The 25,995-nt window shown below is 69.9% G+C and carries 21 protein-coding genes; 7 read left to right on the top strand and 14 right to left on the bottom strand.

Features of this window, described 5'->3' with window-relative positions; translation table 11 throughout:
* Positions 1-134: 134 nt before the first annotated feature.
* The 3 genes from pdhA to CVO96_RS11490 all read left to right on the top strand — a co-directional run bounded on the left by pdhA (position 135) and on the right by CVO96_RS11490 (position 3,641).
* The gene (gene pdhA, locus CVO96_RS11500) at positions 135-1,274 is read left to right on the top strand and encodes a pyruvate dehydrogenase (acetyl-transferring) E1 component subunit alpha (protein ID WP_103312352.1); all 1,140 of its coding nucleotides are present in this window, start codon (positions 135-137) and stop codon (positions 1,272-1,274) included.
* Entirely contained in the window at positions 1,271-2,272 is a 1,002-nt protein-coding gene (locus tag CVO96_RS11495; RefSeq protein ID WP_103312351.1) for an alpha-ketoacid dehydrogenase subunit beta, read from the top strand. Before pdhA ends, CVO96_RS11495 begins: the two co-directional genes overlap by 4 nt.
* 97 nt (positions 2,273-2,369) lie before the next feature.
* Positions 2,370-3,641: a C39 family peptidase gene (locus CVO96_RS11490; protein ID WP_103312350.1), complete on the top strand. Its 1,272-nt coding sequence runs from the start codon at positions 2,370-2,372 to the stop codon at positions 3,639-3,641.
* A gap of 63 nt (positions 3,642-3,704) precedes the next feature.
* Here CVO96_RS11490 and lptM read toward each other — a convergent pair whose 3' ends face one another.
* The 4 genes from lptM to rpmH all read right to left on the bottom strand — a co-directional run bounded on the left by lptM (position 3,705) and on the right by rpmH (position 6,352).
* On the bottom strand, positions 3,705-5,441 hold the full coding sequence (gene lptM / locus CVO96_RS11485; protein ID WP_165795280.1) for an LPS translocon maturation chaperone LptM: 1,737 nt from the start codon (positions 5,439-5,441) through the stop codon (positions 3,705-3,707).
* Entirely contained in the window at positions 5,438-5,701 is a 264-nt protein-coding gene (gene yidD / locus CVO96_RS11480; protein WP_103312349.1) for a membrane protein insertion efficiency factor YidD, read from the bottom strand. The genes lptM and yidD overlap by 4 nt, the downstream gene beginning before the upstream one ends.
* The gene (gene rnpA / locus CVO96_RS11475; RefSeq protein WP_165795279.1) at positions 5,698-6,135 is read right to left on the bottom strand and encodes a ribonuclease P protein component; all 438 of its coding nucleotides are present in this window, start codon (positions 6,133-6,135) and stop codon (positions 5,698-5,700) included. The genes yidD and rnpA overlap by 4 nt, the downstream gene beginning before the upstream one ends.
* A 73-nt stretch (positions 6,136-6,208) precedes the next feature.
* Positions 6,209-6,352 (bottom strand): 50S ribosomal protein L34, encoded by a 144-nt coding sequence (gene rpmH, locus CVO96_RS11470; protein ID WP_103312348.1) that lies wholly within the window; start codon positions 6,350-6,352, stop codon positions 6,209-6,211.
* Between the two features lie 339 nt (positions 6,353-6,691).
* Between rpmH and CVO96_RS11465 the strand changes: the two genes are divergently transcribed.
* Together CVO96_RS11465 and CVO96_RS11460 are read left to right on the top strand one after the other, a co-directional pair.
* Entirely contained in the window at positions 6,692-7,723 is a 1,032-nt protein-coding gene (locus tag CVO96_RS11465; RefSeq protein ID WP_243398310.1) for a peptidoglycan-binding domain-containing protein, read from the top strand.
* Positions 7,723-8,820, top strand: coding sequence for a peptidoglycan recognition protein family protein (locus tag CVO96_RS11460; RefSeq protein WP_243398309.1), 1,098 nt, complete (start codon positions 7,723-7,725; stop codon positions 8,818-8,820). The genes CVO96_RS11465 and CVO96_RS11460 overlap by 1 nt, the downstream gene beginning before the upstream one ends.
* A gap of 613 nt (positions 8,821-9,433) precedes the next feature.
* On the opposite strand, the gene CVO96_RS11455 is transcribed toward CVO96_RS11460, so the two are convergent.
* The 10 genes from CVO96_RS11455 to CVO96_RS11410 form a co-directional block, all read right to left on the bottom strand.
* The gene (locus tag CVO96_RS11455) at positions 9,434-10,882 is read right to left on the bottom strand and encodes an NAD-dependent succinate-semialdehyde dehydrogenase (RefSeq protein WP_103312347.1); all 1,449 of its coding nucleotides are present in this window, start codon (positions 10,880-10,882) and stop codon (positions 9,434-9,436) included.
* Positions 10,879-12,411 carry an amidohydrolase gene (locus tag CVO96_RS11450; protein ID WP_103312346.1) on the bottom strand — a complete coding sequence of 511 codons (1,533 nt, stop codon included), beginning with the start codon at positions 12,409-12,411 and terminating at the stop codon, positions 10,879-10,881. Before CVO96_RS11450 ends, CVO96_RS11455 begins: the two co-directional genes overlap by 4 nt.
* Positions 12,412-12,431: 20 nt before the next feature.
* Positions 12,432-13,211: a nitrilase gene (locus tag CVO96_RS11445; protein ID WP_207795306.1), complete on the bottom strand. Its 780-nt coding sequence runs from the start codon at positions 13,209-13,211 to the stop codon at positions 12,432-12,434.
* The gene (locus tag CVO96_RS11440; RefSeq protein ID WP_103312345.1) at positions 13,208-14,581 is read right to left on the bottom strand and encodes an aspartate aminotransferase family protein; all 1,374 of its coding nucleotides are present in this window, start codon (positions 14,579-14,581) and stop codon (positions 13,208-13,210) included. Before CVO96_RS11440 ends, CVO96_RS11445 begins: the two co-directional genes overlap by 4 nt.
* A gap of 209 nt (positions 14,582-14,790) precedes the next feature.
* Positions 14,791-16,083, bottom strand: a complete 1,293-nt coding sequence (gene gabT / locus CVO96_RS11435; RefSeq protein ID WP_103312344.1) for a 4-aminobutyrate--2-oxoglutarate transaminase — start codon at positions 16,081-16,083, stop codon at positions 14,791-14,793.
* A gap of 155 nt (positions 16,084-16,238) precedes the next feature.
* A complete protein-coding gene (gene eutC, locus CVO96_RS11430; protein ID WP_103312343.1) occupies positions 16,239-17,012 on the bottom strand; it encodes an ethanolamine ammonia-lyase subunit EutC in 774 nt (257 codons plus the stop codon).
* A complete protein-coding gene (locus CVO96_RS11425) occupies positions 17,012-18,409 on the bottom strand; it encodes an ethanolamine ammonia-lyase subunit EutB (protein ID WP_103312342.1) in 1,398 nt (465 codons plus the stop codon). Before CVO96_RS11425 ends, eutC begins: the two co-directional genes overlap by 1 nt.
* Positions 18,410-18,918: 509 nt before the next feature.
* A complete protein-coding gene (locus CVO96_RS11420) occupies positions 18,919-19,683 on the bottom strand; it encodes an SDR family NAD(P)-dependent oxidoreductase (RefSeq protein ID WP_207795305.1) in 765 nt (254 codons plus the stop codon).
* Complete coding sequence (locus tag CVO96_RS11415) at positions 19,683-21,224, bottom strand: amino acid permease (RefSeq protein ID WP_207795304.1); 1,542 nt, start codon at positions 21,222-21,224, stop codon at positions 19,683-19,685. The genes CVO96_RS11420 and CVO96_RS11415 overlap by 1 nt, the downstream gene beginning before the upstream one ends.
* A gap of 328 nt (positions 21,225-21,552) precedes the next feature.
* Positions 21,553-23,103 (bottom strand): PucR family transcriptional regulator, encoded by a 1,551-nt coding sequence (locus CVO96_RS11410; RefSeq protein ID WP_103312340.1) that lies wholly within the window; start codon positions 23,101-23,103, stop codon positions 21,553-21,555.
* Between the two features lie 185 nt (positions 23,104-23,288).
* Here CVO96_RS11410 and CVO96_RS11405 point away from each other — a divergent pair, with 185 nt between their 5' ends.
* Together CVO96_RS11405 and CVO96_RS11400 are read left to right on the top strand one after the other, a co-directional pair.
* Positions 23,289-24,737, top strand: a complete 1,449-nt coding sequence (locus CVO96_RS11405; RefSeq protein WP_165795278.1) for an APC family permease — start codon at positions 23,289-23,291, stop codon at positions 24,735-24,737.
* Between the two features lie 52 nt (positions 24,738-24,789).
* Entirely contained in the window at positions 24,790-25,950 is a 1,161-nt protein-coding gene (locus CVO96_RS11400) for an ABC transporter substrate-binding protein (protein WP_103312338.1), read from the top strand.
* Positions 25,951-25,995: the final 45 nt, after the last annotated feature.

Below are 25,995 nucleotides of genomic sequence, written 5' to 3'. Positions count from 1 at the left end.
CACTTCCCTGTCATGCCGACGATTCCGCGCCCCCCATACCGCCCTTCCGGCCGCCTGCTGAACCAGCGGCGGGCGCCCTGACGCCGGAAAGACGGCCGCCCCACCCCGCTTGTCCACAGCTCTCCGGAGGTTCCATGCCCCGTTCCCGCCCCACGCCCATCCCAGCCGAGTCGGCCGACACCGACTCCGCCTTCCAGGCCGCGAAAGCCACCTACGACGCCGGGCAGCAGGCCGGAAATATGCTGCAGCTCATCGCGCCGGACGGCGCGGTGGTGCGCCCGGAACTGCTGCCAGAGCCCGAAACCCGCCTGCATCTCTATCGCCAGATGCGCCGCGCCCGCCACTTCGACGAGCGCGGCTGGGTGCTGTACCGCCAGGGCCGCATGGGCGTCTTCCCGCCCTTCGGCGGCATGGAGGCCAGCCAGGTCGGCACCGCCGCCGCGCTGACCGCCGACGACTGGCTCTTCCCCACCTACCGCGACACGGGCGCCGCCCTGACGCTGGGCCTGCCGATCGCGCGGGCCATCGCCTACTGGCGCACCTCCCCGCACGGCTGGCACATGCCCGAGAACCTCAAGGTGCTGCCCTTCTATATCCCCATCGCCACCCAGTACCCGCAGGCGGTCGGCGCCGCGCTGGCCGAGCAGAAGCAGGGCACGCGCAATATCGCCATGGCTTTTATCGGCGACGGTGGCAGCTCTGAGGGCGATTTCCACGAGGCGCTGAACTTCGCGGGCGCGCTGAACGCCCCGTGCGTGTTCATCCTGCAGAACAACGGCTGGGCCATTTCGGTGCCGACCCACTCGCAGACCCGCGCCACCGACCTCTCGCGCCGCGCCGAGGGCTACGGCATTCCCGGCGTGCGGGTGGACGGCAACGATGCGCTGGCGACCTACCACGTGACCCGCGAGGCCGTGGAGCGCGCCCGCAGCGGTGGCGGCCCCACCCTGATCGAGACCGTGACCTACCGGGTCAAGCCGCACACCGTGGCCGACGACCCCAGCCGCTACCGCACCGACGCCGACAGCGCGGGCTGGGACGCCAAAGACCCGGTGCTAAGGCTCCGGACTCATCTGCTGCAAGGGGGGCTGATGGGCGAGGCCGACGAGGCCGCCCTGCTCGCGGAGATCGCCGTCGAGTTCGAGGCCGCGCTGACCGAGGCCGACGGCTACCCCGACCCCCGCCCCGAGGAGATTCTGGATCACGTCTTCGCCGAGCCCACGCCGCAACTCAGACAGCAGCGCGAGCAGATCCTCGCGGAGGTGGAGGCATGACCGCCACCGCCTCCACGACCCGCACCATGACGATGGTCGCCGCCATCAACGACGCGCTGGACACGGCCCTGCGCCTGGACGACGCAGTGCACATCTTCGGCGAGGACGTGGGCGTGATGGGCGGTGTGTTCCGCGCCACCGACGGCCTGCAGGCGAAATACGGCGTGAGCCGCGTGTTCGACACCCCGCTGGCCGAGGCGGGCATCGTGGGCATGGGCATCGGCATGGGGCTGGCGGGATTGAGACCCGTGGCGGAGATCCAGTTCGCGGGCTTCCTGTATCCGGCGCTGGATCAGATCCTCTCGCACCTGGGGCGCTTCCGGCACCGCACGCGCAGCCGCTACCACCTGCCCATGGTGATCCGCGCGCCCTACGGCGGCGGCGTACACACGCCCGAGCAGCACGCTGATTCCCCCGAGGCGATCCTGGCGCACACCCCCGGCGTGAAGGTCGTGATCCCCAGCACCCCCGCCGATGCCAAGGGCCTGCTGCTCTCGGCGATTGCCGACCCCGATCCCGTGTTCTTCTTCGAGGCGATCAAGCTCTACCGCTCCGTGAAGGAGGACGTGCCGGACGGCGATTACCGCGTGCCCCTGGGCAAGGCGCGGATCGTGACCGAGGGCGACGACGTGACCGTGATCTGTTACGGCGGCATGGTCGAGGTGGCGCAGAAGGCCGCCGCTGCCGCGTTGGCGGCGGGCATCGGCGTGGAGGTCATCGACCTGCGTACCCTGGTGCCGATGGACACCGAGACCGTGCTGGAGAGCGTGGCGAAGACCGGCCGCGCCGTGATCGTCACGGAGGCGCCGCGCACCGCAGGTTTCCACTCCGAGATCGCGGCGGTGATCGCCGAGGAGGCCATCGAGCACCTGCGGGCGCCGATCCTCCGGGTGACCGGCTTCGACGCCCCCTACCCGCCCTTCACGGCGGTGGAGGACGTGTACCGGCCCAACCCGGTGCGGGTGGCGCGGGCCATCAAGCAGGTCATGGGGTACTGAGACGAGGCCGGGAGTCTGAAAACATACACAGAAAGGCCGTCTGGAACACGTTTGAAGCTCAGGGCCGGATCATGAATCATAGGTAGAATAGGGGGTGATGCGTCTTCCTGCCCTGCTGCTCACGGCCGGCCTGCTCGTGGGTGCGGCGACGTTCGGTGTCAACCGGTTTCAGGCGGGTTCGTCGGCCGAGGCCCCCGTGAGCGAGGTGACCGCCTCCGCCGTGACAGGCGTGCCGGCCACACCGCAGGCCCCGCCCCAGATCGTGGCCTCGCCCGGAGGAGATGGGCCTGCCGACGTTGAGGCAGCGGACGTCGAAGCCACTCTCCCAGAGCCTGTCGAAGCTGAGCCCGAGGCAGCGCCCATGGAGGCCCCTGCTCCCGTCTCCACTGTCGAGCCAACAGTCCTGCCAACCTCCGCCAGCGTGGGCGCCATCCGGCACGAGTACCAGCGCATGAACAACTGCGGCCCGGTCACCATCGGGATGGCCCTGAACCGCTGGGGCAGCAGTAAGACGCAGTACGACATAGCGCCGCAGCTCAAGCCCAGCAAGGGCGATGTGAACGTGTCGCCGGACGAACTGGCCCCCTATGCCCGCACCCAGGGCATGGACGTGCATCTGGCGCGCGGCGGCGACCGCACGATGCTGCGGACGCTGCTGGCGGCGGGCTTCCCGGTCATCGTGGAAACCTGGTTCGTCACGCCCGACTCGGGGGGCATGGGCCACTACCGCCTGCTGACCGGCTACGACGACGCGGCGCAGACCTTCAGCGCGCTGGATTCGTACCTGGGGCCGCTGAAGATGAACTACGCGGCCTTCGACGGCCTGTGGCGCTCCTTCGGGCGCACCTATCTGGTGGTCACGCCGCCCCAGAAGACGGCGCAGATGCGGGCGCTGCTGGGCGACCGAGCCGACCCGGCCTGGGCGAAACGCGAGGCCCTGCGCGTGGCCCAGGCCGAGGCGGATCGCCTGGGCGACGCCGTTTCCTACTTGAATCTGGGGCAGGCCCGGTTGGAACTGGGCGACACGGTGGGGGCCACGAAGGCCTTCGATCAGGCGCTGGCGGCCCGGCCCGACCGCGCCCTCGACCCGACCCGGCCGGGCTGGGTGCAGGGCGGGCTGGCGTGGCGCGCCCTGTGGTACTCCTTCGGCCCCTTTGAGGCCTACACCCGCACCGGTCGCTACGGTGACGTGCTGCGCCTGAGCGGCGCGGTGCTGCGCTCGGTGCCCACGCACGAGGAAGCGCAGTACTGGCGGGCGAGAGCCCTGGCGGGCCTGGGCCGCACCGCCGAGGCCCAGGCCGCCTACCGCGAGGCCCTGCGGCTGCGTCCGGCCTTCGCCGAGGCGAGAGACGAACTCAATCGCCTCTGAACCCACGACCATGAAAACGCCCGCCTGAACCAGTCCGGTCAGGCGGGCGCTCTGCTTTCTGCTCTATTTCTTCGGCGCGTCCAGGGTCTTCACGGACTTGCCGGTGTTCACGGGCTTGGCCGTCACGACTTTGGTCGTGCTCGCCCCCTTGCCACCCGCACCGGCGGTTGCCGGCACCTTCTGCACGCCGATTGTCGCGGTCTCGCGCTCCACCTGCTTGTTGATCAGCACCTGCTGCACGATCCCGATCAGGGTCGAGAGGATGATGTAGATGGTCACGCCTGCCGGGAAGGTCAGGGCGAAGTAGAGGAAGATCAGGTAGATGAAGGCCTGCTGGCGGAACATGTCCGGGTTCTTGCGGGTCATGACGTAGAGCTGGCCGATGTTCACGATCAGGTAGACCAGCGCCAGGATGTACAGCGGATCGGGAATCGCCAGATCTGGCAGCCACAGGAAGCCCGAGTCGAACTCGAAGTTGCGGATGGTCGACCACAGCGCGATCAAGACCGGGAAGGGGATGAAGGTGGAAAAGCAGCCGGCCGGGTTGAAGTTGTGGTCGCGGTAGAGCTGCGACATCTCGGCCTGCATGGCGCGCTGGGAATCGACGTCCTTGTTGCCCTTGTACTTCTCCTGGATTTCCTTGATGCGCGGCTGCATGACCTGCATCCGCGCCGTGGTGCGGCCCTGCGCCTGCATCAGCGGCCACATGATGGCGCGCAGCAGGATGGTCAGCACGACCAGCACCAGCCCCCAGTTGCCGATGTAGGTGTACAGCGTTTCCATCAGCTTGACGATGTAGAGGCTGATCGAGCCGAAGAAGTTGGGCTTGAACAGGCCCGGCAGCTGCGTGTAGCCGCTCTGGTACAGGTGGATCAACTCGTTCTTGCCCCCGTACACTTCCAGGTTGCTGGTTGCGGGCACCGACGCGCTGATCAGGCCCTGCGCGCCGCCGGTCAGCGTGGCGTTGATGGCGTTGGCAGCGGTCGGAGCAGCGGCCGGCGTCGTGGTGGCCGGCGTGGTCGTGGCTGGTGTGCTCGTAGCCGGGGTCGTCGCGGCTGGCGTGCCCCCGGTCGTCGGCCCCTGCGGGCGGATAATCAGGGCGTGCGCGACCTGGCTGGGATTTTCCTGCAGAGCGGCGTACTGGATGTTGTTCACGACCAGCGTGCCGGCGCCCTGCACGGTGGCGGGCTGGGGAGCACCCACCGCGTAGCCCTGCACACGGGGGTTGTCGGCCTTGCCCAGACCGGGGAACAGGATGTTCACGCGCCCCGGGCCGCCCGAGACCTCGGTGCGCAGATCGACCTTGAAGTTGCGCGGGTGCAGCGTGACGGTCTTGGTCACGGTGATCCCGCCCTGGGTGTAACGGAACACGGCGTCCTGGCGGTTGGCCCCCACGTCGGTGGTCAGGCCGGTGGGCGCGCTGGTCTGGGCCGGCGCGGCAGGGTCGAGGCCCGGCCCCTGCACCGCCAGCGCCTTGCGCCCGGCGACCATGTTCACGATGCCCTTCTGATCCTTCAGGGCGCTGAAATTGTAGGTACCGTCGGCATTCTTCTTGATGTACGGCGTGCCGGCGTAGCCCTTGATGTACCAGCCGATGACCTCGCCACGCGCGTTGAACACCACGTCCTGCAGATTGGAGGTGGCGATAAATTCGTCGCCGGCCACGCCGTCGAAATCGGCCCTGATCCATTCGGGCGTGATGGCCTTGCCGAAGGTGGGAAGCGGCCCGGTCTGTCCGCAGCCGGTGAGCAGGAGCACGCCAGAGGCGGCGGCCAACGAAATCAGATGTCTTGTTTTCATGGGGTTCTCTTGTTGGGGTGGAGCGCAGAAGGAAAATGGTCGGGCACGGGATCGAAGCCGCCGGGCACCAGGGGGTTGCAGCGCAGCACGCGCCAGGTGGCCAGCCAGCCGCCCCGCAGCGCACCATGACGTTCGATCGCCTGGGCAGCATACTCCGAGCAGGTCGGGGTAAAGCGGCAGGTGGGCACGGGTTTGCGGGGCGACAGGGCGCGCTGGTAATAGCGCACGACCCGGATCAGCCCGCGCGAGGCGAGGCTCATGGGGTCTCCGGGGTGGGAGCGGCGGCGGTCACGGCCACAGGTACGGGGGCGCGGCCCCCGGAGTTCCCGCCACTTCCCTTCTTCACGCGGCCGGGCGCTCGCTCCAGCGCGCGGATCAGGGCCGACTGCAGGGCCAGGAAGTCCACGCTGAGCACCGCCGGGTTGGGCAGCAGGATGGCGCGGCAGGGGGGCAGGCCGCCGGGCAGCGTTCGCAGGGCCTCGCGCACCCGGCGCCGCGCCCGGTTGCGATCCACCGCCCGTTTCAGGGTCTTCTTGGACACCACGATGCCGATGATGGCGCGCGGCCGCCACTGCTCACCGTAGCGGGGCCGATATTCGGTGAGCCGCAGGGTGAACAGCGGATCCCGCACCGCCACCCCATGCGAGCGCACCTTGCGGAATTCCCGGTCACCCCGTAACGAATCCAGCGCCACGGGACGGCGGGGCCGATCCTGGGTGGCGCTGGAATTGGGAGTGCTGGAAATAGGCCTCTCCTGCGTGGGGGGCTTACTCGTCGCTGACGGTGAGCTTGTGGCGGCCCTTGGCACGACGGCGCGCCAGAATGTTGCGGCCGGACTTGGTCTTCATACGGGCGCGGAAACCGTGGGTCTTGGCCCGCTTGCGGACGTTGGGCTGGTAGGTACGCTTCATCTCTACTCTCTCCTTGCTCGCGGCGTGGCGGCCAGTTGGCGGGCCTGCCGACTTCACGCGTTGGCGCCCCGTGTTGGGGCAAACTCTGGGAGTGTATCACGGGCCCGGCCACGGGGCCAGGGGGGAGCGCAGACCTGGGCGGAGGCCCGATGCCCCGGCCCCAGGAACTGGGAGACAACTGACCGGCCGACATTGAACTGAACCCGCCGGGAGGGTAGCGTGGGCGTACGCACCCTCTGCTGAGCCCACGCCCACTCCCGGTTTCCGGCGTGGTGGACGTGTCCTGAGTCGATCCGCGTCGCGCAGCCGGTACCCTCCCCCGGCTGCACAGGAGCCCCCATGATGAAGCGCGTCCCCTCCCTGGCCCTGTTGACCTCGACCCTCCTCCTGACCCCGCTGCTCGGCGGCTGCGGCGCCGGCCCGAATGCCAACTCTGGCGCCGAATCCAGTGCCCAGGCCACGCCCTCGGCTGCCCTGGCCGCCCAGTCCGTGCTGTCCTGGCAGGCCCTGCGCCTGGGTGACAGCGGCCGCGACGTCGTGACCCTGCAGTACCTGCTGCGCCACGCCGGGCAGACCCTGAGCGTGGACGGCTCGTTCGGCTCCGGCACCGACAGCGCCGTGCGCGCCTTCCAGCGGGCCCGGGGCCTGAGCGTGGACGGCGTCGTGGGCGGCAACACCTGGAAAGCGCTGATCGTGACCGTCCGGCAGGGCGACAGCAGCAACGCGGTGCGGGCCGTGCAGGATCAGCTCCGCAGCGGCTACGGCTACTCGTCGGTCACGGTGGACGGGGTCTTCGGCAGCGGCACGAACACGGCCCTGCGCGACTTCCAGAGCCGGCGCGGCCTGAGCGTGGACGGCGTGGCCGGCCTGAACACCTGGCACGCCCTGGTGACCGGCAGCAGCGCCCCTGCCAGCGGCACCACCGCCAGCCTCGCGCAGAGCATCCTGAACAACAGCCGGATCACGCTGGGCACGAGTTCCAGCACGTCGGGCGGCAACCCCCGCCAGAACATCGCCGACACGGCGGCCGGTCGCGCCGCCACGCGCGGCTGCGCCAGCGACGCCAACTGCGGCCTGACAGTCACGCTGAAGCGCTCGATGCTTCAGGGCATGGCCACCATGGCCGCCCAGAACTCCCTGTACATCACGTCTCTCGCGGGCGGTGTCCATTCCACCTACTCCGACCACTACGCGGGGCTGGCCCTGGATATCGGCATCTGGAACGGCGTGAGCCTGGGCAGCCCGAACTCGGCCCACACGGCGGCGCGTAATGCCTGCATCGCCGCCGGCTCCGATCCCTCGCAGACCTTCAACGCATACAACGATTCCAGCGGCGGCCACGACAACCACGTCCACTGTGCCTGGAACTGATGGATATGGAGGAGACGAGCACTCCCAACGCGCCCAGCCGGCGTGACCTGCTGCGCTGGGGCACGGCGCTGGGCAGCGCGGCGTTCCTCGCGGGGTGTGGCTTACAGGTCGCGCCCACGCCTGGCCCGCTGAACTCCCAGGCGGTCGCGCCCCCCGGCGTGGCCGGCACCGCTGCCTGGAAGGCCCAGCCGCCGACCGAGGCCATCACGGTGCTGGGCACGCGCCCCACGCGGATCATCGTCCACCACACGGCCAGCGCGAATGTCAGCGATCTGTCGCAGGCACAGGCCTACGCCCTGGCCCGCAGCATCCAGCAGAGCCACTTCGCACGGGGGTGGATCGACTCGGGGCAGCAGTTCACGATCAGCCGGGGCGGGTATGTGGTGGAAGGCCGGCACCGCAGTCTGGAGGCCGCGCAGGGCGGCACCCGGCACGTCCGGGGAGCCCACTGTGACGGCTTCAACGACGTCTCGGTGGGCATCGAGAACGAGGGCACCTACATGACGGTCTCGCCGCCGGGCGGGCAGTACGCGGCGCTGGTCACCCTGTGCGCGTGGCTGTGCCAGCAGTACGGCATTCCGGCCACCGAGCTGTACGGCCACCGCGACTTCAACGACACCGACTGCCCTGGCGACGTGCTGTACGCGAAACTGCCGCAACTCCGGCAGGACGTGGCCGCGCGCCTGGGCGTGAGCGTGCGCGTGTGGCCCACCACCCGCAGCGGCCAGAGCGGCGAGCGCGTCCGCAGCGCCCAGCGCCTGCTGGCCGCCCAGGGTCAGACGCTGGGCGCCGACGGCAGCTATGGCCCCGGCACCGTCAGCGCCGTGCGCGCCTTCCAGGGCGCGGTGGGCCTGACCGCCGACGGCGTGATCGGCTCGGCCACCTGGGAACGCCTGATCCGCACCGTGCGCCAGGGCGACTCGGGCGCCGCCGTGCAGGCCGCCCAGGGGCAGCTCGCTGCGCGGGGCTACGCGGTCGGCGTGGACGGCGTCTTCGGCCCCGGCACCGAGGCGGCCGTGCGGAGCTTCCAGACCAGCCGTGCCCTGAGCGCCGACGGCGTGGTGGGGCCGAACACCTGGCTGGCGCTGGAGAGCTGAGGGGGGGACAACCCCCCTTCTCTCTTGGGGGGAGGGCTTCGGGAAAGACGCCTGGAAGGTGGGCGCCTGCCGCGGGCTGCCCCACCCCCCCAGCCCCCCTACCCCGGAGGGGCAGGGGGGAGCCAAGCGCTGCGCTCGGCATGTGGTCGCCACCGTTTCCCCACTGGCCTTACCTCGTGGCTTCGTTGGCGTGGGCTGCGGACTTGCCTGTTGCGTGTTCGCGTCGTTGCCCGCGCGCTTCGCGCACGACGGCTTTCGATAGGAGGGCAGGGTGGGGTGGTTCGTTTTTTCGCTTTTCTCGCCTGTGATTGAAAGTGACGACTGGGGGCGGGGCTAACAGCAGTTCGTACCCTGGCTTTTCAAAGTCGATCAGCCGTCCCAATCGTCCCGCCCCGCGAGCAACCGCCGACCACCACCGGCCGTCGGGCGCGCAGCGCACGGGCCTAGCGCGGAGCGGAAGGATGGCGTCGAGGGCGGACACGTCAGCGTCCAGCCCAGCTACGCCGCGCCAGTCAAAACTCTTGCCGAGCGCAGCGCTTGGCTCCCCCGTCCCCCCTGGGGATGGGGGCTGGGGGGTGGGGTGGCCCGCGGCAGGCGCCCCCCGGAACCGTACTTACACCCCCATAGAGATGTACTTGACCTCCAGGTACTCCTCCAGCCCCCAGTGCCCGCCTTCACGCCCCACGCCGCTGTTCTTCATCCCGCCGAAGGGCATCTGCGGCGCGCTGGCGCTGGGGCCTCCGTCGTTGATGCCCACGATGCCGTATTCCAGGCCCTCGGCCACGCGGAAGGCGCGGCCCAGGTCGCGGGTGTAGGCGTAGGCGGCCAGCCCGTAGTCGGAGTTGTTCGCCAGCGCCAGGCCCTCCTCCTCGGTGTCGAACACGACGACCGGGGCGACCGGGCCAAACGTCTCCTCGCGCAGGATCAGCGAGTCGGGATGCACGTCGGTGAGAACGGTGGGGTGGAAATACAGGCCGTCCCGGACGGTGCCGCCCACGGTGGCCTTCGCGCCACGCGCCAGGGCGTCGTCGACCTGCGCCTGCACCTTGTCCAGGCCCGCCTGTTCGACCACCGGGCCGACGCCGGTGCCGTCCTGCAGGGGATCGCCCAGCACGAGTTCGCCGGTCATCTTCGAGAGAATCTCGGTGAATTCCTGGGCCACCTCACGCTGCACGTATACGCGGTTGGTGGAGATACACGTCTGGCCGGCGTTGCGGAACTTGCTCCACATGACCTCGCGGGCAGCCTTGTGCAGATCGGCGTCCGCGAAGATCAGGAAGGGCGCGTGGCCGCCCAGCTCCAGCGAGACGCGCTTGAGGGTCTTGGCCGCCTGCCCGTACAGCAGCCGCCCGACCGCCGTGGAGCCCGTGAAGGTCAGCTTGCGCACCCGCTCGTCTTCCATGAAGGGCGCGCTGAAGGCGGGGGCATCGTTGGTGGGGAGCACCTGCAGGGTATTGGCGGGGCCGCCGGCCTCCAGCCACAGCTCGGCCAGATACAGCGCGGTCATGGGGCTCTGCTCGGCGGGCTTGAGGATCATCACGCAGCCGGCGGCCAGCGCGGGGGCGGCCTTGCGCGTGATCATGCCGGCCGGGAAGTTCCAGGGCGTGACCGCGTACACCACGCCCACGGGCTCGCTGCTGGTGAAGCCGCGCTTGTGGTCGAAGCGCGAGGGCACCCGCTCGCCGCCGATGCGGCTGGCCTCCTCGGCGCACCACTCGATAAACGACGCCGCGTAGTGCACCTCGCCGCGCGTCTCGGTGATCGGCTTGCCCATCTCCAGGGTCATCAGGCGGGCCAGCTCCTCCTTGTGGACGAACATCAGGTCATGCCACTTTTTCAGGATCTGGCCGCGCTTGTAGGGGTTGACCTTCTTCCACTCCTTCAGGGCGACCTCGGCGGCGTCGATGGCGCGCCGGGCGTCGGCGGCGCTGCAGTCGGCCACCGCGCCGATGCTCTCGCCGGTGCCGGGGTGGAAGACCTCGAAGGTCTTGGGCGCGGCGCGCCACTCGCCGTCGAAATAGGCCTTGACGCGGGTCACGGGATCGTTCAGTAGGGTCGTCATACAGCCTCGCTTTCGGCGGTCACGTCCGCGAGGACGCCGCCGCGCACCGGAATCTCCGGCCAGGAATGGGCTTCAGTGTGAAAGAGGTCGCCCTGCACAATCGTAAGGTCGGCGTGTTTTCCGCTTTCCAGCGTGCCGCGTTCGTGCTCGTCGCCGTGCGCCACCGCCCCGCCGCGCGTGTACGCCCCCAGCGCCTGCGAGAGCGTCACCGCCTGCCCCGGCACGTAGGGCTCGGCCACCGCCGCCTGCAGCCCGCACAGCGGCCGCAGCTCGCGCACCACCGGCCCGTCGGAGGAGAAGGCCACGTCCAGCCCGGCGTCGAACATGGCCCGCAGGGGGAAGACCTGCCCCGCCAGCGCGTCGGGGATGTAGCGGTCGTAGTTCACGCGCAACTCGTGCAGGAACACGGGCTGCGGCACGGCGATGACGTTCAGCAGGCGGGCCAGGCGCAGGTGCTCGGCGGTGGGCAGGGAGAAATGCTCGATCCGGTGACGGGGGCCGCCGGGATAGTCCCGTTCCAGCCCCGCGTAGACGCTCAGCAGTTGCGTCAGCGCCACGTCCCCGATGGCGTGCGCGCCGATGCGGAAGCCCGCGACGTGCGCCTCGCGCGCCAGCTCCAGCAGCTCCTGGGTCTCGAAGCGCAGCATCCCGGTGGTGCCGGTCTCCTTGTAGGGCGTGGACACCGCCGCCGTCGCCCCGCTGAGGCCGCCGTCCGTGAAGAACTTGACCGAGTCGCAGCGCAGCATGGGTGAGAGGTGCTTCTCGGGCAGCGGGTAGGTCGCCGCGCCGCCGTCCGGACGGCGGATGTACAGCAGGTTCACCCGGATCGGCAGCTTCCCGGCCGCGTCCAGGGCGCGGTAGGCGGCGTACAGCGGCGGATCGACCGCCGGGTCGGTGGCGGCGGTGAAGCCCAGCGACTGCAGGTACTCCAGCCCCGCCAGAATCCACGCCTCGAACTGGGCGTGCGAGGGCTCCGGCATCGCCCCGTAGACCAGCCCGTAGGCGGTCTCGGTGAGGATTCCATCCTCGTAGTCGATCTCGCCGCCCGCTGGAGAGGGCGTGTCCGGCCCGATGCCCGCCCTCTCCAGCGCCGGTGTGTTGACCGCGTGGATGTGGGCGCAGGTGCGGGTCAGCAGCACCGGGCGGCCGGGGGCCAGCGCGTCCAGCAGCGCCCGCGTGGGCGAGCCGCCCAGCCGCGCCTCGTTCCAGCCGCGTCCCCACAGCCACTCGCCGTCCGGCAGGGCCGCGTGCCGCTCGCGCACCCGCCGGGCGAGGTCGTCCAGCGAGGTGGCTTCCCGCAGGTCGAGGAGCGTCGTGCGGAGCTGCCCCACCTTCCAGACATGCACGTGCGCGTCGGTGAAGCCGGGGTAGACGTGCGCGCCGTGCAGGTCGACCCGCCGGGCACCCGCGGCCTGAATGTCGTTCAGCGCACCCGTCGCCACCACGCGCCCGCCGCGCACCAGCAGGGCCTGGGCCGTGCGCCCGTCGGCCCAGGGGTGGATGGTGCCGCCGTGGTAGAGGGTGCTCATGCCACCAAAGGGCTCCCGCTTCATTGCGAGCCTTCCGGGAAAGCGCCGGAAGGCCCTCCATTGCGCGGAAGCCCTTTCCCTTCCTTCTCGCTCTGCTCGGAGTGATTCTTCGAATCACCCAGGAATTCCTGGTTCCGCCAGACGATACACACCCCATAATTCCCGCAGGACTCGTCCTCCAGATAGTCCGGGATGATGCCCCACACGCCGTAGCCACGCTTCAGCTGCACGCTGAGCACCGGGTCGCTCAGTTCGTTGCGGATCACCGCCATGACGTAGTGCTCGATGGACAGGTGATCGGCCACCCGGCAGTACCCCTTGGGCATCGCGCCCGCCACGTGCCCACGCAGGTTCAGGCGGCGGATCAGGCCATGCCGCGCGCCGTACAGCAGGGTCGCCAGCCCCTGCCCGCGCACCGCCGGATGCACGCCGATGTCGGCGCCGTACAGCCACTCGCCGGCCGGGTCGTGCGTGCTGAACAGGTTGTCGCCGGTCTCCTCCAGGTAGGGGTGCGCGTAGCGGGCGAAATCCACGTTCATCCGGAAATCGGAGCTGGAGGCCACGACCTCGCCCGTGTCCACGTCCAGCACGACGTGTTGCCCTTCCGGGAAATAGTGCTGGTGCGAGAGGAAATGCCGCGCGGTGGCGATCTCGTCCTCACTCAGATCGGGGAAGCAGGCGCGCTGCACCCCCTCCATCGCGGCCACGTCCTCGGCGCGGGCCTGCACGACCACGTAGCGGCCGTCCTCACGCTCGGCCAGCACCTCGCGGCCCAGGAAACTGCGGGCCAGGACGCTCATGCCGAGACGGGCTGGGCAGCCTCGGCGGCGGGCGGGCGCAGGCCGGCGTGGGCCTCGCGCAGCGCCTCCACGACCTCGCCCAGGGCCTCGCGCAGCACGTCCTCGGGGATGTCCAGCGGCGGCAGGAAGCGCAGGCAGTTGGAATACAGTCCGGCGCGCAGCAGCAGCACACCCCGGCGCGCGACCAGCGGCACCGTGGCCGCCACGAGTTCCATCCAGGGTTCCTTGCTGTGCGTGTCCCTCACGAATTCCACGACCATCATCGCGCCGATACCCCGGATATCCCCGATGGGCAGCTCGCCGCGCAGGGGCTCGAAAACCTCGCGGATCACGTGCTCGACGGTCTGGGCGTGGGCCATGAACTCGGGGGTCAGGACGTCCAGCACGGCCAGCGCGGCGGCGCAGGCGACCGGCGAGCCGCCGTAGGTGCTGCCCACCCCGCCGAGGTGCGGCGCGTCCATGATCTCGGCCCGGCCGGTCACGGCGCTGATCGGCATCCCGGCCCCCAGGCTCTTGGCGCTGATGACGATATCGGGCACCACGCCCGCGTGCTCGATGGCGAACAGCTTCCCGGTGCGCCCCGAGCCGCTCTGGATCTCGTCGGCAATCATGACGGCGCCGGTGCGGTCGCACAGCTCGCGGATTTTCCGCAGAAACTTCGTGGGCGTGGGAATGAAGCCGCCCTCGCCCATCACGGGTTCGATGACCACGCAGGCCAGCGCGGAGGCGTCGATGTGCGCGGTCAGGGCATTGTCGAGGTTCCAGCAGCACCACTGGATCCAGCCCTCGGCGCTCAGGCCCTCGGGCGCGCGGTAGGGGTTCGGGAAGGGCAGGCGGTAGACCTCGCCGGCGAACGGCCCGAAGCCTTTCTTGAACAGGCCGTACTTGGAGGTCATCGACATGGTCAGGTTCGTGCGCCCGTGGTACGCGCCCTCGAAGACGATCACGCCTTGCCGCCCGGTGTACGAGCGGGCCAGCTTCACGGCGTTCTCCACGGCTTCCGCGCCGCCGTTGCCCAGCAGGGTCTTCTTGGGGAAGTCGCCGGGCGTGCGGGCGTTGAGCTTCTCGGCCAGCGCGGGATAGGCCTCGAAGTTGGTCACCAGCGCGCCGGGGTGGATGGCCTGCGCGACCTGCGCCTGCACCGCCGCTACAACCGCCGGGTGGTTGTGTCCCACCGCCATCATGCCGATGCCGCCTGCCAGGTCGATCAGCGTATTGCCGTCCACGTCGGTGACAAAGCAGCCCTGCGCGGAGGCGATGGCGACCGGGTTCGCCTGCCCCAGCGCCGACGAGATGGCGGCGGCGCGGCGTTTCTGGAGGGCGATGGACTGCGGGCCGGGGATGGGGGTGTTGAGTTTGATGTGGGGCATGGGGACTCCTGTGTGGGTTGATCGGAAAGGGGTGATGCCGATGCGCTGGTGGGTCTGCTCGCCTCCGGTGAACCCCTCCGCCCCTCCGGGGCACCTCCCCTCAAGGGGAGGCAAGGTGTTTACTTGGCTCCCCTCGACTTGCAAAGCTCCGAAGGAGAGGGGAGCTGGCAGCGAAGCTGACTGGCTGGTACAGCTGCGAAGCAGAGGGGTTAGCCCCCCGCCTCACGCACCGCCGCCGTGAACCTCGCCAGTCCCTCCTCCAGCTCCTCCTCCGTCACCGTCAGGGGCACCAGCACGCGAATCACCGAAGCGTACATGCCGGCCTTGAGCAGCAGCAGGCCGCGCCCCCGCGCCGCCTCGACCACGCGCGAGGCCATCTCGGGATCGGGCGCCTGACTCTCCCGGTCTTTCACGAATTCCAGGGCGATCATCGGCCCGGTGCCGCGCACGTCCCCGATGGCCGGAAGCTCCGCCTGCAGCTCCACGAACGCGGCGCGCAGCCTCTCCCCCACCGTGCGAGCGTGCTCCAGCAGCGTGCCGTCCTCGAAGAGATCCAGCACCGCCAGCCCGGCCGCGCAGGCGAGCGGATTGCCGGCGTAGGTGCCGCCCAGGCCGCCGACCGAGGGCGCGTCCATGATCTCGGCCTTGCCGGTCACGCCGCTGAGGGGCAGGCCCCCGCCGATGCTCTTGGCGAAGCACAGCAGGTCGGGCTTCACGCCGCTGTGCTCGATGGCCCAGAACGAGCCGGTGCGCCCGATGCCGCTCTGGATCTCGTCGGCGATGAAGACGATGCCGTGCTCGTCGCAGATGCCCCGCAGCGCCTTCAGGAACGCGGTCGGCACGGGCAGGAAACCGCCCTCCCCCAGCACGGGTTCGAGGATGATCGCGGCCACGCGCGACGGGTCGACGGTGGTGCGGAACAGTTCGTGCAGGCCCTCCAGCGCGGCTTCCACGCTCACTCCCCGGTACTCGTAGGGAAAGGGCGCGTGGTAGACGTCGGGGGCGAAGGGGCCGAAATTCTGCGCGTAGTACGCCTTCTTGCCGGTCAGCGACATGCCCATCAGGGTGCGGCCGTGGAAGGAGTGCGTGAAGGAGATGACGGCGGGGCGGTTCGTGTGGGCCCGCGCGATCTTGATGGCGTTCTCGGTGGCCTCGGCGCCGGTCGAGAGGAAGATGGTCTTGGCGGGGCCGTCGCCGGGGAAGCGGGCGTTCAGGCGCTGGGCGAGCCGCAGGTAGGGCTCGTACATGGTGACCTGGAAACAGGTGTGGCTGAACGCCGAGAGCTGCGCCTGCACCGCCGCGACCACCGCCGGATGGTTGTGCCCCACGTTCAGCACGCCGATCCCGCCCACCCAGTCGTGGTATTCACGGCCCTCGATATCCCACAGGCGCACCCCCTGGGCGCGGGCAGCCACGATGGGATGCGCGTTGCTGACGCCGCGCGGGATCTCGGACTGCCGCAGCGCGAGCAGTTCCTGGGTTCGGGTGGTGGTGACAGTCATGCGGCCTCCTTGAGCCCCGGTGGGCAGGGTCGGATGTGGAATCAGGGCGTGTGGCGGGGGCGTGGACGGGGTCAGCGTACCCGCCCCCGGCCCCCCCAACCCCGGAGGGCAGCCACAAGGAAGTGGCCTGTTCGCTGGAGGGCGGCTCCAGAGGGCTAGCGTAGGGCGGATGGGGCGAAGTCCGGGGGCGGCTCGCCACTTTCATCCTTCAGGGCCACGCCGCTGAGGCCGCGCCGCAGCGCCCCGGAGATCAGGTGAAAGAGCCGCCACGCCGCCACGCGCGCCTCCAGCCCCGCCGGACGGATGTTGGACACACAGTTGCGCGCCGAGTCGGGGGTCAGCGGCTGCGGATCGTGGGTGAGGTAGGCGCCCAGGCTGTCGGGACTGCTCAGACCGGGGCGCTCGCCGATCAGCACCAGCACCAGCCGCGCGCCCAGGGCCAGCGCCACGGGGTCGCCCAGCGCCACCCGCGCCTGCGAGGCGAGGATGAGCGGCGCGAGGGTGAAGCCCGCGCCCCGCAGCGCCGGCAGCAGCGCGCCCAGAACGTCCGGCACCTGCGCCAGCGCCCCCGCCGACAGCCCGTCCGCGAGCACAATGGCAATGTCGGGAGCGACCGGCGGGCGCTGGCCTTCCAGCGCAGCCCGCGATTCGGGGTGCAGGGCGCGGCCCAGGTCGGGGCGGCGCAGGTAGGTGGCGCGGTCGGGCACCCGGCTCCGCACGTCCAGCACCTCCTCGCCCATGCCCTCCAGCACGGCACGCAGACCCGCGAAGTCGGCCGCCTCATGCACCGCGTCGCGCGCCGCCGCGTGGGCCTGCGTGAAGGCCAGCAGTTCGCGGGTGGGCAGCGAGGTGCCCACCCGCCCCTGCGCCACCCGCGCGTCGGTGAAGGTCTTCAGCACGTCCCAGGGAGAGGACATGGGCTTGTCCATCAGGCGCGCTCCAGGCCCGCCAGCAGGGCACGTACCGGGCCGGGCTGGGGCGCGGCGAGCTGGCCGCCCCGCGTCAGGCCGACCCCGTCCAGCCACGCGGCGAACTCCGGCGCGGGCGGGCGGCCGAAGACCTTGCGCACGTACCAGGCGTCGTGGAAGGACGTGGACTGGTAGTTGAGCATGATGTCGTCGGCGCCCGGAATACCCATGATGAAATTCACGCCCGCCGCGCCCAGCATGGTCAGCAGCACGTCCATGTCGTCGCCATCGGCCTCGGCGTGGTTGGTATAGCAGATGTCGCAGCCCATCGGCAGGCCCAGCAGCTTGCCGCAGAAGTGATCCTCCAGCCCGGCGCGGATGATCTGCTTGCCGTCGTAGAGGTACTCGGGGCCGATGAAGCCGACCACGGTGTTCACCAGCAGCGGCCGGAAGCGCCGCGCGACCGCGTAGGCGCGGGCCTCCAGCGTGCCCTGATCGACCCCGTGGTGCGCCCCGGCGGACAGAGCGCTGCCCTGGCCGGTCTCGAAATACATCACGTTGTCCCCGAAGCCCCCGGCGAGCTGTTCTCCGCGCCGCAGCTCCAGCGCCGCCGCATGCGCCTCGGCCAGCAGCGCGAGGTCGATGCCGAAGCCCGCATTCGCCGCCTGGGTGCCCGCCACGCTCTGGAAGACCAGATCGACCGGGGCGCCGCGCCCGATGGCCTGGAGCGTGTTCGTCACGTGCGTGAGCACGCAGGTCTGGGTGGGGATGCCGGTCGAGACGCGGAACTCGTCCAGCAGCGAAAGCAGCGTCATACAGCTCTCCACCGAATCCAGCGCCGGGTTGATGCCGATCACGGCGTCGCCCGCCCCGTAACTGAGGCCGTCGAGCGTGCTCGCCAGGATGCCGCGCGGGTCGTCGGTGGGGTGGTTGGGCTGCAGGCGCGTGGAGAAGGTGCCGCGCGTGCCCAGGGTGTTCCGGAAGCGCGTGACCACCTCGCATTTCGCCGCCACCAGCACCAGATCCTGATTTCGCATGAGCTTGGCGACCGCCGCGACCATCTCAGGGGTCAGGCCGGGCGCGAGGGCGGAGAGGACGGCCGGAGTCGCCGCGTCGCCCAGCAGCCAGTCGCGGAACTGCCCCACGCTGAGGCCGGAGACCGGCGCGAAGGCCGCCGCGTCGTGCGAGTCCACGATCAGGCGCGTGACCTCGTCGTGTTCGTAGGGAATGAGCGGCTGCTCCAGGAACACCGTGAGAGGCAGGTCGGCCAGCACCGCGCGGGCGGCCTCGCGCTCGGCGGCGCTCCCGGCCGCCAGTCCCGCCAGCTCGTCGCCGGATTTCGGCGGGCTGGCGCGGCCCAGCAGCACTCTCAGGTCGGCGAAGGAATGGTGCGTGTGGCCCAGCGTGACGTGGTACATGGGGAGACCTCGAACGGGGACTGGGGGGATGGAGCGATGAGCTATGGGCTATGAGCCGGGGAGGGGTAGCAGTCGGGCGGGTTCCATGATGCGCTCTGGGGCGGGGAAAGTGGGTGTGGGTGATGGTCACACGCCCCCTCACCCCCAGCCCCTCTCCCGCGAGGGGAGAAGGGAGTTCGTCGAATGTTTGGGAAATAGATCCGCCAGAGCAACAGCCTTATTCACCAACCCACCGCCGACAACCACAGGCAGTTGAAAACCGACGCTTCCCCCTTGCCCATGAACGAATGCCATCGTGCGCTCAGCGCGCGGGCAACGACGCGATACGCAAATGGCAGCTACGCCGCCCTCACCAATGAAGCCACTATGCAGGGCCATCGGGGGAACCGTGGCGACCACATGCCGAGCGCAGCGCTTCGCTCCCCCTGCCCTTTGGGGTACTCGGATGAGCCGCTTGTGAACCTGTCACGCTCGTAGAGAAGGGGCTGGGGCAGCCCATCATCCACCCTCTACACCGCCGTAAACGCGTTGTCCACGAACAGCTGCGCCCCGTTCACGAAACTGGCCTCGTCCGACGCCAGGAACAGCGCCGCGCGGGCGATCTCGTCGGGCTCCGCGAGGCGGCCCTGCTGCGCGGCAATCGCGGCCTCAGAGGTGTCCACCCCCAGCGCCGCCAGCTCGCGCACCTCGCGCAGCCCGTGGGGCGTGCGGATGAAGCCGGGGCACACGGCGTTGCAGCGGATCCCCCGGTCGCGGAACTCGACGGCGATGGCGCGGGCGAACTGGTGCACCGCGCCCTTGGTGGTGTCGTACAGGACTTCCATCGGCGTGGCCGCGACCGCCGAGATGGACGAGGTGCAGACGATGGCGCCCCGGCCCGCCCGCAGCATGTGCGGCAGCACGGCCCGCGTCATCAGGAACATGCTTTTCACGTTGACGGTCATCAGGCCGTCCCAGTCCTCTTCGGTGGTGTCCAGGAAGGGCTTGATGACGATGGTGCCTGCGTGGTTGAACAGCACGTCCAGCGTGCCGAAGGCGTCCACCCCGGCCCGCACCGCCGCCTGCACTTCGGCGGCCACCGAAACGTCCGCCTGGGCGAAGACGGCCTCGGCGCCGGCCGCCCGCAGCTCCCCGGCCAGCGCCTCCCCCGCCTCCGCCTGCCGGTCGACGATCACCACCCGCGCGCCCTCGGCGGCGAACAGCCGGGAGGCGGCCGCGCCCACGCCGCCCGCGCCGCCGGAGATCAGGGCGACCCGGCCCTCCAGACGCCTCATCAATCGGTGCCGGCGGGGCGCACGGCATCCAGCTCGGCCTGCCGGGCGCGGATGGCCTCGGTGTTGGGCGGCCCCAGGAAACGGCGGCGTTCCAGCCCGAACCACACCACGGCAGTCAGCCCCAGGAAGATCAGGGTGATGGGCAGCGCCTTGGCGTTGGGCGGCTGGATGCCGATCACGAAGATCATCACGACCGCCACGCCGACCAGCGCGGCCACCACGCGGAACAGCGGCCCCAGGTTCCAGGGCCCCATGTTCGTCCAGCTGCGCCCGTAGGCGAACAGCCCCAGCACGATGGGAATGCCGTACGACAGGAACAGGAAGATCACCGTGACCGACACGATGGTGGTGTAGGCCGGGGTGTACAGCGTGAACAGTACCGAGATGATCGCGGTCGTCCAGATCGCGGCGACCGGCGTGCGGTAATTGGCGTGGATGGCGCGCAGGGCGCCGGAAAAGGGCAGGCCGCCGTCGCGGGCGAAGGCGAAGGTCATGCGCGAGACGCTGGTCACGGTCGCCAGCCCGCACAGGAACTGCGCCAGGAAGATGCCCACGTACAGCAGCATTTTCAGGCCGGCGGGCAGCACCGCGTTCATGGTGTTGAAGAACACGCCGAAGCCCCCCGCCGCCGCCTGCCGCATGTCGGGAATGGCGAGCACGAAGGCGATCAGCATGATCCACCCGAACAGCGACGACCACGCCACCGAACTGACGATGCCGCGCGGCACGACCCGCTGGGCGTCCACGGTTTCCTCGGCGGTGTGCGCGGAGGCGTCGAAGCCCGTGATGGTGTAGATGGGCAGCAGCAGGCACAGCAGGAACAGGCTCAGCAGGCTGGAGTTCTGCGGCCAGACGCCGCCGCCCGCCTCGCCGCTGAAGTTCGTGAAGGTCCACAGGCGCGAGAGGTCGATGTTCCTGGCGAAGACCAGCAGCGACACCGTGAGCACCAGCGTGACCGCGAAGATCAGGTAGCCGCTCATGTCGGTCAGGCGGGTGGTCAGGCGGATGCCGAAGTGGTTCACGAGCGCCTGGATGGCGGTGATCGTGATGACGAAGACCGCCTGGGTGCCGAAGGTGGCCGGAATTCCCAGCGTCTCGCCGAAGGCGCCGATGAAGAAGAAGTAGGTGCCCACGTTGATGGCGCCCAGCACGGTGACCAGCCCGATCAGGTTGAGCCAGGCGGTCAGCCAGCCCCAGCCGCGCCCGCCCAGCACCGAGCCCCAGTGGTACAGCCCGCCCGCCGTGGGGTAGGCGGAGGCGATCTGCGCCATGCCCAGCGCGAACAGCAGGCTGACCAGGCAGCCGATGGGCCAGCCGATCCCGATGCTGGCCCCGCCGATGGACGAGATGCCCTGCCCAAGCGAATTGATCCCACCCGACAGGATGCAGATGATCGAGAACGAGATCGCGAAGTTGGAAAAGCCCTTCATGCGCCGCGAGAGCTCCTGCTGGTAGCCCATGGCGGCCAGCGTGGCCTCGTCGGAATTCAGCGGGGCGCTCGGGGGACGGGGGGCGGGGCGGGACTCCGGTGACTGACTCACGCTGACTCCTTTGACCTCTGCTGAACCGTGTTCGGACGAACCCTGACCGAAGCAGCTCCTGACCGCTGGCTGGATACGCCGATGCCGACGTGCAGGCCCGGGCCTCTGCCCAGACCCGACCATCCCCTCGAGATGACGGTGACTTACCGCACGATTGTACGGGCCGATCCGGAAAGTGCAAGGGGTGGACGGTGGCGCAGCGTGACCCCCTGTGCTCCGCAGCCGTATCAGCCAGTCATCTTCGGTGCCAGCTTCCCTCCCTGCGGACTCCAGGAGTCCAGGGGAGCCCGGAGAGCTGCGAGGCAGAGGGGTTGAGGCGACGCTTCCTCTATTCCACCAGGGCGTCGAGCTGCAGCGCCAGCCACCACAGCGCGCGGGTGTCGGGCTGCGACAGGGGCCGGCCGGTGAGGGTCTCGATGCGCTCCATGCGGTAGCGCAGGGTGTTGGCGTGGATGCCCAGGCGCGCGGCGGTCTCGACCTGCGAGAAGCCCGTCTCGCTCAGCGTGCGGATGGTCGCCAGCAGGCCCTCGCCGCCCCGGGCCGCCCGCAGCGGCCCCAGCAGGCTGCGCTTCAGGTCGGCCTGGGCGTCGCGGTCGCCGCTCAGGGCGCGGGGGATCAGCACCTCGGCGTAGGAGCGGAGCTGACCGGGGCGGGCGTGGGGCACCAGCGTCAGGGTCTCGGCGCGGCCCTGCGCCACCCCCTCGGCCCCCGTGCGGACGCGGCTGTAGACCAGAGCGCCCGGCGCGTCCGGCCGGCCCTGCCAGCCCAGGCGTGCCCAGACGCGCTCGGCGCTCAGCGCGGCGGGAAGCAGGAACCAGACGGTGTTCAGGCTCACGGAGACCAGCGGCGCGGCGCCCAGCGAGACCAGCACCTCGCGCAGCCCCTGGGCGGCCCGCTCGCGGCTGGCGAAGCCCTCGGGGGTCAGCGGCAGCGCGTCGGCCAGGGCCAGCAGGCCCACGGCGTACTCGCCGGCGGGGTCGAAACCCAGCCGGGCGGCGCGTTCCTGCGCGGTGGGATCGCCGGAAAAGCGGCCCTCGAGCAGCGTGTCCACGAAGGTGTAGCCCAGCCGGGCCTCGCGCACCTCGGCGTCGCGCTGGGCGAGCAGCAGCAGACCGGCCACGGTGGCGGCGTGCTCGGCGGCGCGCAGGGCGAGTTCGGGGGGGGCCAGCTCGGGGGCGGCGCGGCCGGGCTGGGGGGCTGCCTGGGGAGGGGCCACCCACACGCCGCCCTCGCGCCCGCCACGCAGCACCACGGGCACCAGGATGCCGCCCGAGAGTTCGCGGGGCGCGTTGCCGGGCCGGGCCAGGGCCGCCATCACCACGTCGGCGGCGGGCAGGTCAGTCAGGGCGGGTGTGAGGGGCTGACCACCCGGCCCGAGCACCACCGCGCCGCGTCCCAGGCCGTCGGAGAGCGTCTGCGCCACGTCGGCCAGGTTGCCGCTCAGGGCGGCGCGGGTCAGCGCCCGGTGGATGCGCTCGCTCCTTCGCAGCACGTCGGCGTGCTCGCGCAGGATCAGGCCGTGGACTTCCTGCACCACCTGCGCGAAGGGCACCTCGTAGGGCAGCTCCAGGGTCAGGATGCCGCGCCGGGCGAGCGGAGAGGCGACCTCGGGCGGGAAAGCCGGGAAGAAGTGGGGCGCCGCCAGCACGACCGCCGCGGGCCGGCAGGCCGCGAGTTCCTCGCCGAACGAGGCGAGCCCCTGGGCTGAGCGCGGCCAGGACAGCCCCGTGGAGAGCAGGAACGTGCCCGGCGTGACCCAGCGCGGCGTCTCGGGCACGTCCACGACATGCGCCAGCACGACCTCGCGCTCCAGCCCGCCGGGGCCCACCTGCCGGGCGCAGGCCAGCGAGGGCAGCCTCAGCGCGTCGTGAACCTGCATGGAACCTCCCGAGTCATGGGCCCAGCTTAGAGCACGACATGGTGAACGTCCTCCAGCCGGGGCGGCGTGGTATTGGAGGCCCGCCACAAGGTTATGCTGAACCTGTCCCTTTAGGCTTCGTTAAACCACGTTCCATACGCCACGTGCCCAGGTCAGTCCACCCACGCTCCCCCCGCGAGGTTCCTATGACCGTACAGCCTGTCGCCAGCTCCGCCCCCGCTCCGTCCAAGCTCGGCCTGGGCGGGGTGGTCATGGTGATCTACTTCGCCGTCGCCGGCGGCGCCTTCGGCATCGAGGGGCTGGTGGGCTCCTCGGCCCCCGGCATGGCGCTGATCCTGGTGCTGCTCACGCCCTTCATCTGGAGTATTCCCACCGTGCTGATGGTCACCGAGCTCGCCACCGCCATGCCGGTCGAGGGCGGCTACTACGTCTGGGTCAAGCGCGCGCTGGGGCGCTTCTGGGGCTTTTGCCAGGGCTGGACGGCCTGGCTCTACGGCGTGGTGATCGCGGCCAGTTTCGCCGCGCTGTTCCGCGACTACACCAGTTCCTTCCTGAACCTCGCCTTCGGGATCGACATCCTGGACAGGAACGCCTTCCTGGGGTGGCTGGTCGCCGTGGCGCTGATCATCTTCTTCGCGCGGCTCAACATCCGCGGCGCCAAGGCGGTCGGCGATTCCAGCAAGCTCTTCGCGGTGATGGTCTTCGTGCCCTTCATCGTGATGTTCGTGATCGCGGCGGCAAAATGGATCGCCAACCCTCTGCCCTTCTGGCTGCCCGCGACGCCGCCCGAGACCGGCCTGTTCGGGGCCTTCGGGCTGGGGCTCTTCGTCGTGATGTACAACTACCTCGGCTGGGACGGCATCAGCACCGTACTGGAGGAGATCAAGAATCCGCTGAAGGTCATCCCCAAAGCCATGCTGATCGCGCTGCCGCTGGTGATCCTGGGCTACCTGCTGCCCGTCGTGGCGGGCCTGATCGGCGGCACCGACTGGAAGGCCTGGGGCGACACCGCCGGCTTCCCCGAGCTGGCGAGCGCGGTCGGTGGGCGCGCTTTGGGCATCTGGGTGGCGCTGGGCGGGATGTTCTGCGCCATGGGCCTGTTCAACGCGATGGTGCTCTCGAACTCACGGCTGCCCTTCGTGTTCGCCGCCGACCGCTACCTGCCGCAGCGCTACGTCGAGCGTCACCCGGTCTACGGCACGCCCTTCCGCTCGATCGTGCTGGTCTCGGTGGTCTACGCAGTTCTGGCCTTCGGCGCCTTCGATCTGCTGCTGGTCACCACCGTGCTGCTCTACGGGGTCAGCCTGATCCTGCAGTTCATCGCGCTGATCGTGCTGCGGGTCAGGGCGCCGGAGATGGTGCGGCCCTTCCGGATCCCCGGCGGCCTGCCCTTCGTGATCTTCCTGGCGCTGCTGCCCGCCACGATCATCGTGCTGGCGGTGCGCGGCACCGTGCTGGAGGAGGGGGCCCAGTTCCTGACGCTGGCGGGCGCCCTGCTGCTGTCCGGGCCCGTGGCCTATTTCGTCCTGAGTGCGCTGTTCAAACGCGGCGCACCGGATACTCTGGGACACGAAGTCACAGTTCACGAAGTCGCAGTTCAGGAAGTCACTGGCCGCCCCCTGCCCGGCGAGTAGCCCCGCCGTGGCCGACCCCCGTCCCATCCCCACGTTCATCCGGAGGAGTTCTATGAAACGTACTGCTGTCCTGACCGCCGCCCTGTCCCTGATCCTGTCGCCCCTGGCCCAGGCGCAGGCCGCCACGAACATGATGTCCGCCCTGGGCAAGAACGAGGGGCAGCTCTCGATCGTCGCCTGGGCCGGCTACATCGAGCGCGGCGAATCCGACAAGGCCTACGACTGGGTGACCGGTTTCGAGAAGCAGACCGGCTGCAAGGTGTCGGTGAAGACCGCCGGCTCCTCCGACGAGATGGTCTCGCTCATGAACCAGGGCGGCTACGACCTCGTGACCGCCTCGGGCGACGCCTCGGTGCGGCTGATCGCGGGCGGCAAGGTGCAGCCCATCAACCTGAAGCTGATCCCCTCGTTCTCCACAGTCAATCCCAAGCTGCAAAAAGCCCCCTGGCACACGGTCGGCGGCCTGACCTACGGCGTGCCTTACCAGTGGGGCCCCAACGTGCTGATGTACTCCACCAAGGTCTTCAAGACGGCGCCGAAAAGCTGGAGCGTGATCTTCAAGGAACAGACCCTGCCCGACGGCAAGAGCAACAAGGGCCGCGTGCAGGCCTACTACGGCCCCATCTACCTCGCCGACGCCGCGCTGTACCTGATGAAGACCCAGCCCGCCCTGGGCATCAAGAACCCATACGAACTCAGCGAGAAGCAGTACGCGGCGGTGCTGGCCCTGCTGCGGCAGCAGCGCCCGCTGGTGCAGCGCTACTGGAACGACGCCAACGCCCAGGTGCAGGACTTCACCAACGAGGGCACCGCGCTCTCGCCCACCTGGCCCTTCCAGGTGAACACCCTGCAGGCCAACAAGCAGGCCGTGGCGAGCACCGTACCCGCCGAGGGCGCGACCGGCTGGGCCGACACCACCATGCTCTCCACCACCGCGAAAAACCCCAACTGCGCCTACCGCTGGATGGAGCACAGCCTGACCCCCAAGGTGCAGGGCGACGTGGCCGCCTGGTTCGGCTCGCTGCCCGCCGCCCAGAAGGGCTGCACGGCCAGCGAACTGCTCGGCAAGGAGGGCTGCACCACCAACGGCTACAACGAGTTCGACAAGATCTGGTTCTGGCGCACGCCGGTCAGCAAGTGCGCGACCCAGGGAAGTTGCGTGCCCTACAGCCGCTGGGTCAGCGACTACATCGCCATCCAGGGCGGGAAGTAAGACGGGTTGACAGCTCCGATCTGGTGACGGGCAGGGGAGCGGGTC

It is taken from the genome of Deinococcus koreensis (assembly GCF_002901445.1).
In the GTDB taxonomy this organism is placed as follows: domain Bacteria; phylum Deinococcota; class Deinococci; order Deinococcales; family Deinococcaceae; genus Deinococcus; species Deinococcus koreensis.
The sequence above is the reverse complement of the archived record's forward strand: the minus strand, read 5'-3'. Positions and strand labels throughout refer to the sequence as shown.

What these genes read in the sequence shown, in the direction of transcription:
- CVO96_RS11410 (WP_103312340.1), bottom strand. Translation starts at nt 23,103, where the DNA reads ATGCAGGTTCACGACGCGCTGAGGCTGCCCTCGCTGGCCTGCGCCCGG.
- CVO96_RS11440 (WP_103312345.1), bottom strand. Translation starts at nt 14,581, where the DNA reads ATGCCCCACATCAAACTCAACACCCCCATCCCCGGCCCGCAGTCCATC.
- rpmH (WP_103312348.1), bottom strand. Translation starts at nt 6,352, where the DNA reads ATGAAGCGTACCTACCAGCCCAACGTCCGCAAGCGGGCCAAGACCCAC.
- CVO96_RS11400 (WP_103312338.1), top strand. Translation starts at nt 24,790, where the DNA reads ATGAAACGTACTGCTGTCCTGACCGCCGCCCTGTCCCTGATCCTGTCG.
- pdhA (WP_103312352.1), top strand. Translation starts at nt 135, where the DNA reads ATGCCCCGTTCCCGCCCCACGCCCATCCCAGCCGAGTCGGCCGACACC.
- CVO96_RS11405 (WP_165795278.1), top strand. Translation starts at nt 23,289, where the DNA reads ATGACCGTACAGCCTGTCGCCAGCTCCGCCCCCGCTCCGTCCAAGCTC.
- CVO96_RS11490 (WP_103312350.1), top strand. Translation starts at nt 2,370, where the DNA reads ATGCGTCTTCCTGCCCTGCTGCTCACGGCCGGCCTGCTCGTGGGTGCG.
- CVO96_RS11450 (WP_103312346.1), bottom strand. Translation starts at nt 12,411, where the DNA reads ATGAGCACCCTCTACCACGGCGGCACCATCCACCCCTGGGCCGACGGG.
- CVO96_RS11465 (WP_243398310.1), top strand. Translation starts at nt 6,692, where the DNA reads ATGATGAAGCGCGTCCCCTCCCTGGCCCTGTTGACCTCGACCCTCCTC.
- CVO96_RS11445 (WP_207795306.1), bottom strand. Translation starts at nt 13,211, where the DNA reads ATGAGCGTCCTGGCCCGCAGTTTCCTGGGCCGCGAGGTGCTGGCCGAG.
- CVO96_RS11460 (WP_243398309.1), top strand. Translation starts at nt 7,723, where the DNA reads ATGGATATGGAGGAGACGAGCACTCCCAACGCGCCCAGCCGGCGTGAC.
- CVO96_RS11455 (WP_103312347.1), bottom strand. Translation starts at nt 10,882, where the DNA reads ATGACGACCCTACTGAACGATCCCGTGACCCGCGTCAAGGCCTATTTC.
- gabT (WP_103312344.1), bottom strand. Translation starts at nt 16,083, where the DNA reads ATGACTGTCACCACCACCCGAACCCAGGAACTGCTCGCGCTGCGGCAG.
- CVO96_RS11495 (WP_103312351.1), top strand. Translation starts at nt 1,271, where the DNA reads ATGACCGCCACCGCCTCCACGACCCGCACCATGACGATGGTCGCCGCC.
- lptM (WP_165795280.1), bottom strand. Translation starts at nt 5,441, where the DNA reads ATGAAAACAAGACATCTGATTTCGTTGGCCGCCGCCTCTGGCGTGCTC.
- CVO96_RS11420 (WP_207795305.1), bottom strand. Translation starts at nt 19,683, where the DNA reads ATGAGGCGTCTGGAGGGCCGGGTCGCCCTGATCTCCGGCGGCGCGGGC.
- CVO96_RS11425 (WP_103312342.1), bottom strand. Translation starts at nt 18,409, where the DNA reads ATGTACCACGTCACGCTGGGCCACACGCACCATTCCTTCGCCGACCTG.
- eutC (WP_103312343.1), bottom strand. Translation starts at nt 17,012, where the DNA reads ATGGACAAGCCCATGTCCTCTCCCTGGGACGTGCTGAAGACCTTCACC.
- yidD (WP_103312349.1), bottom strand. Translation starts at nt 5,701, where the DNA reads ATGAGCCTCGCCTCGCGCGGGCTGATCCGGGTCGTGCGCTATTACCAG.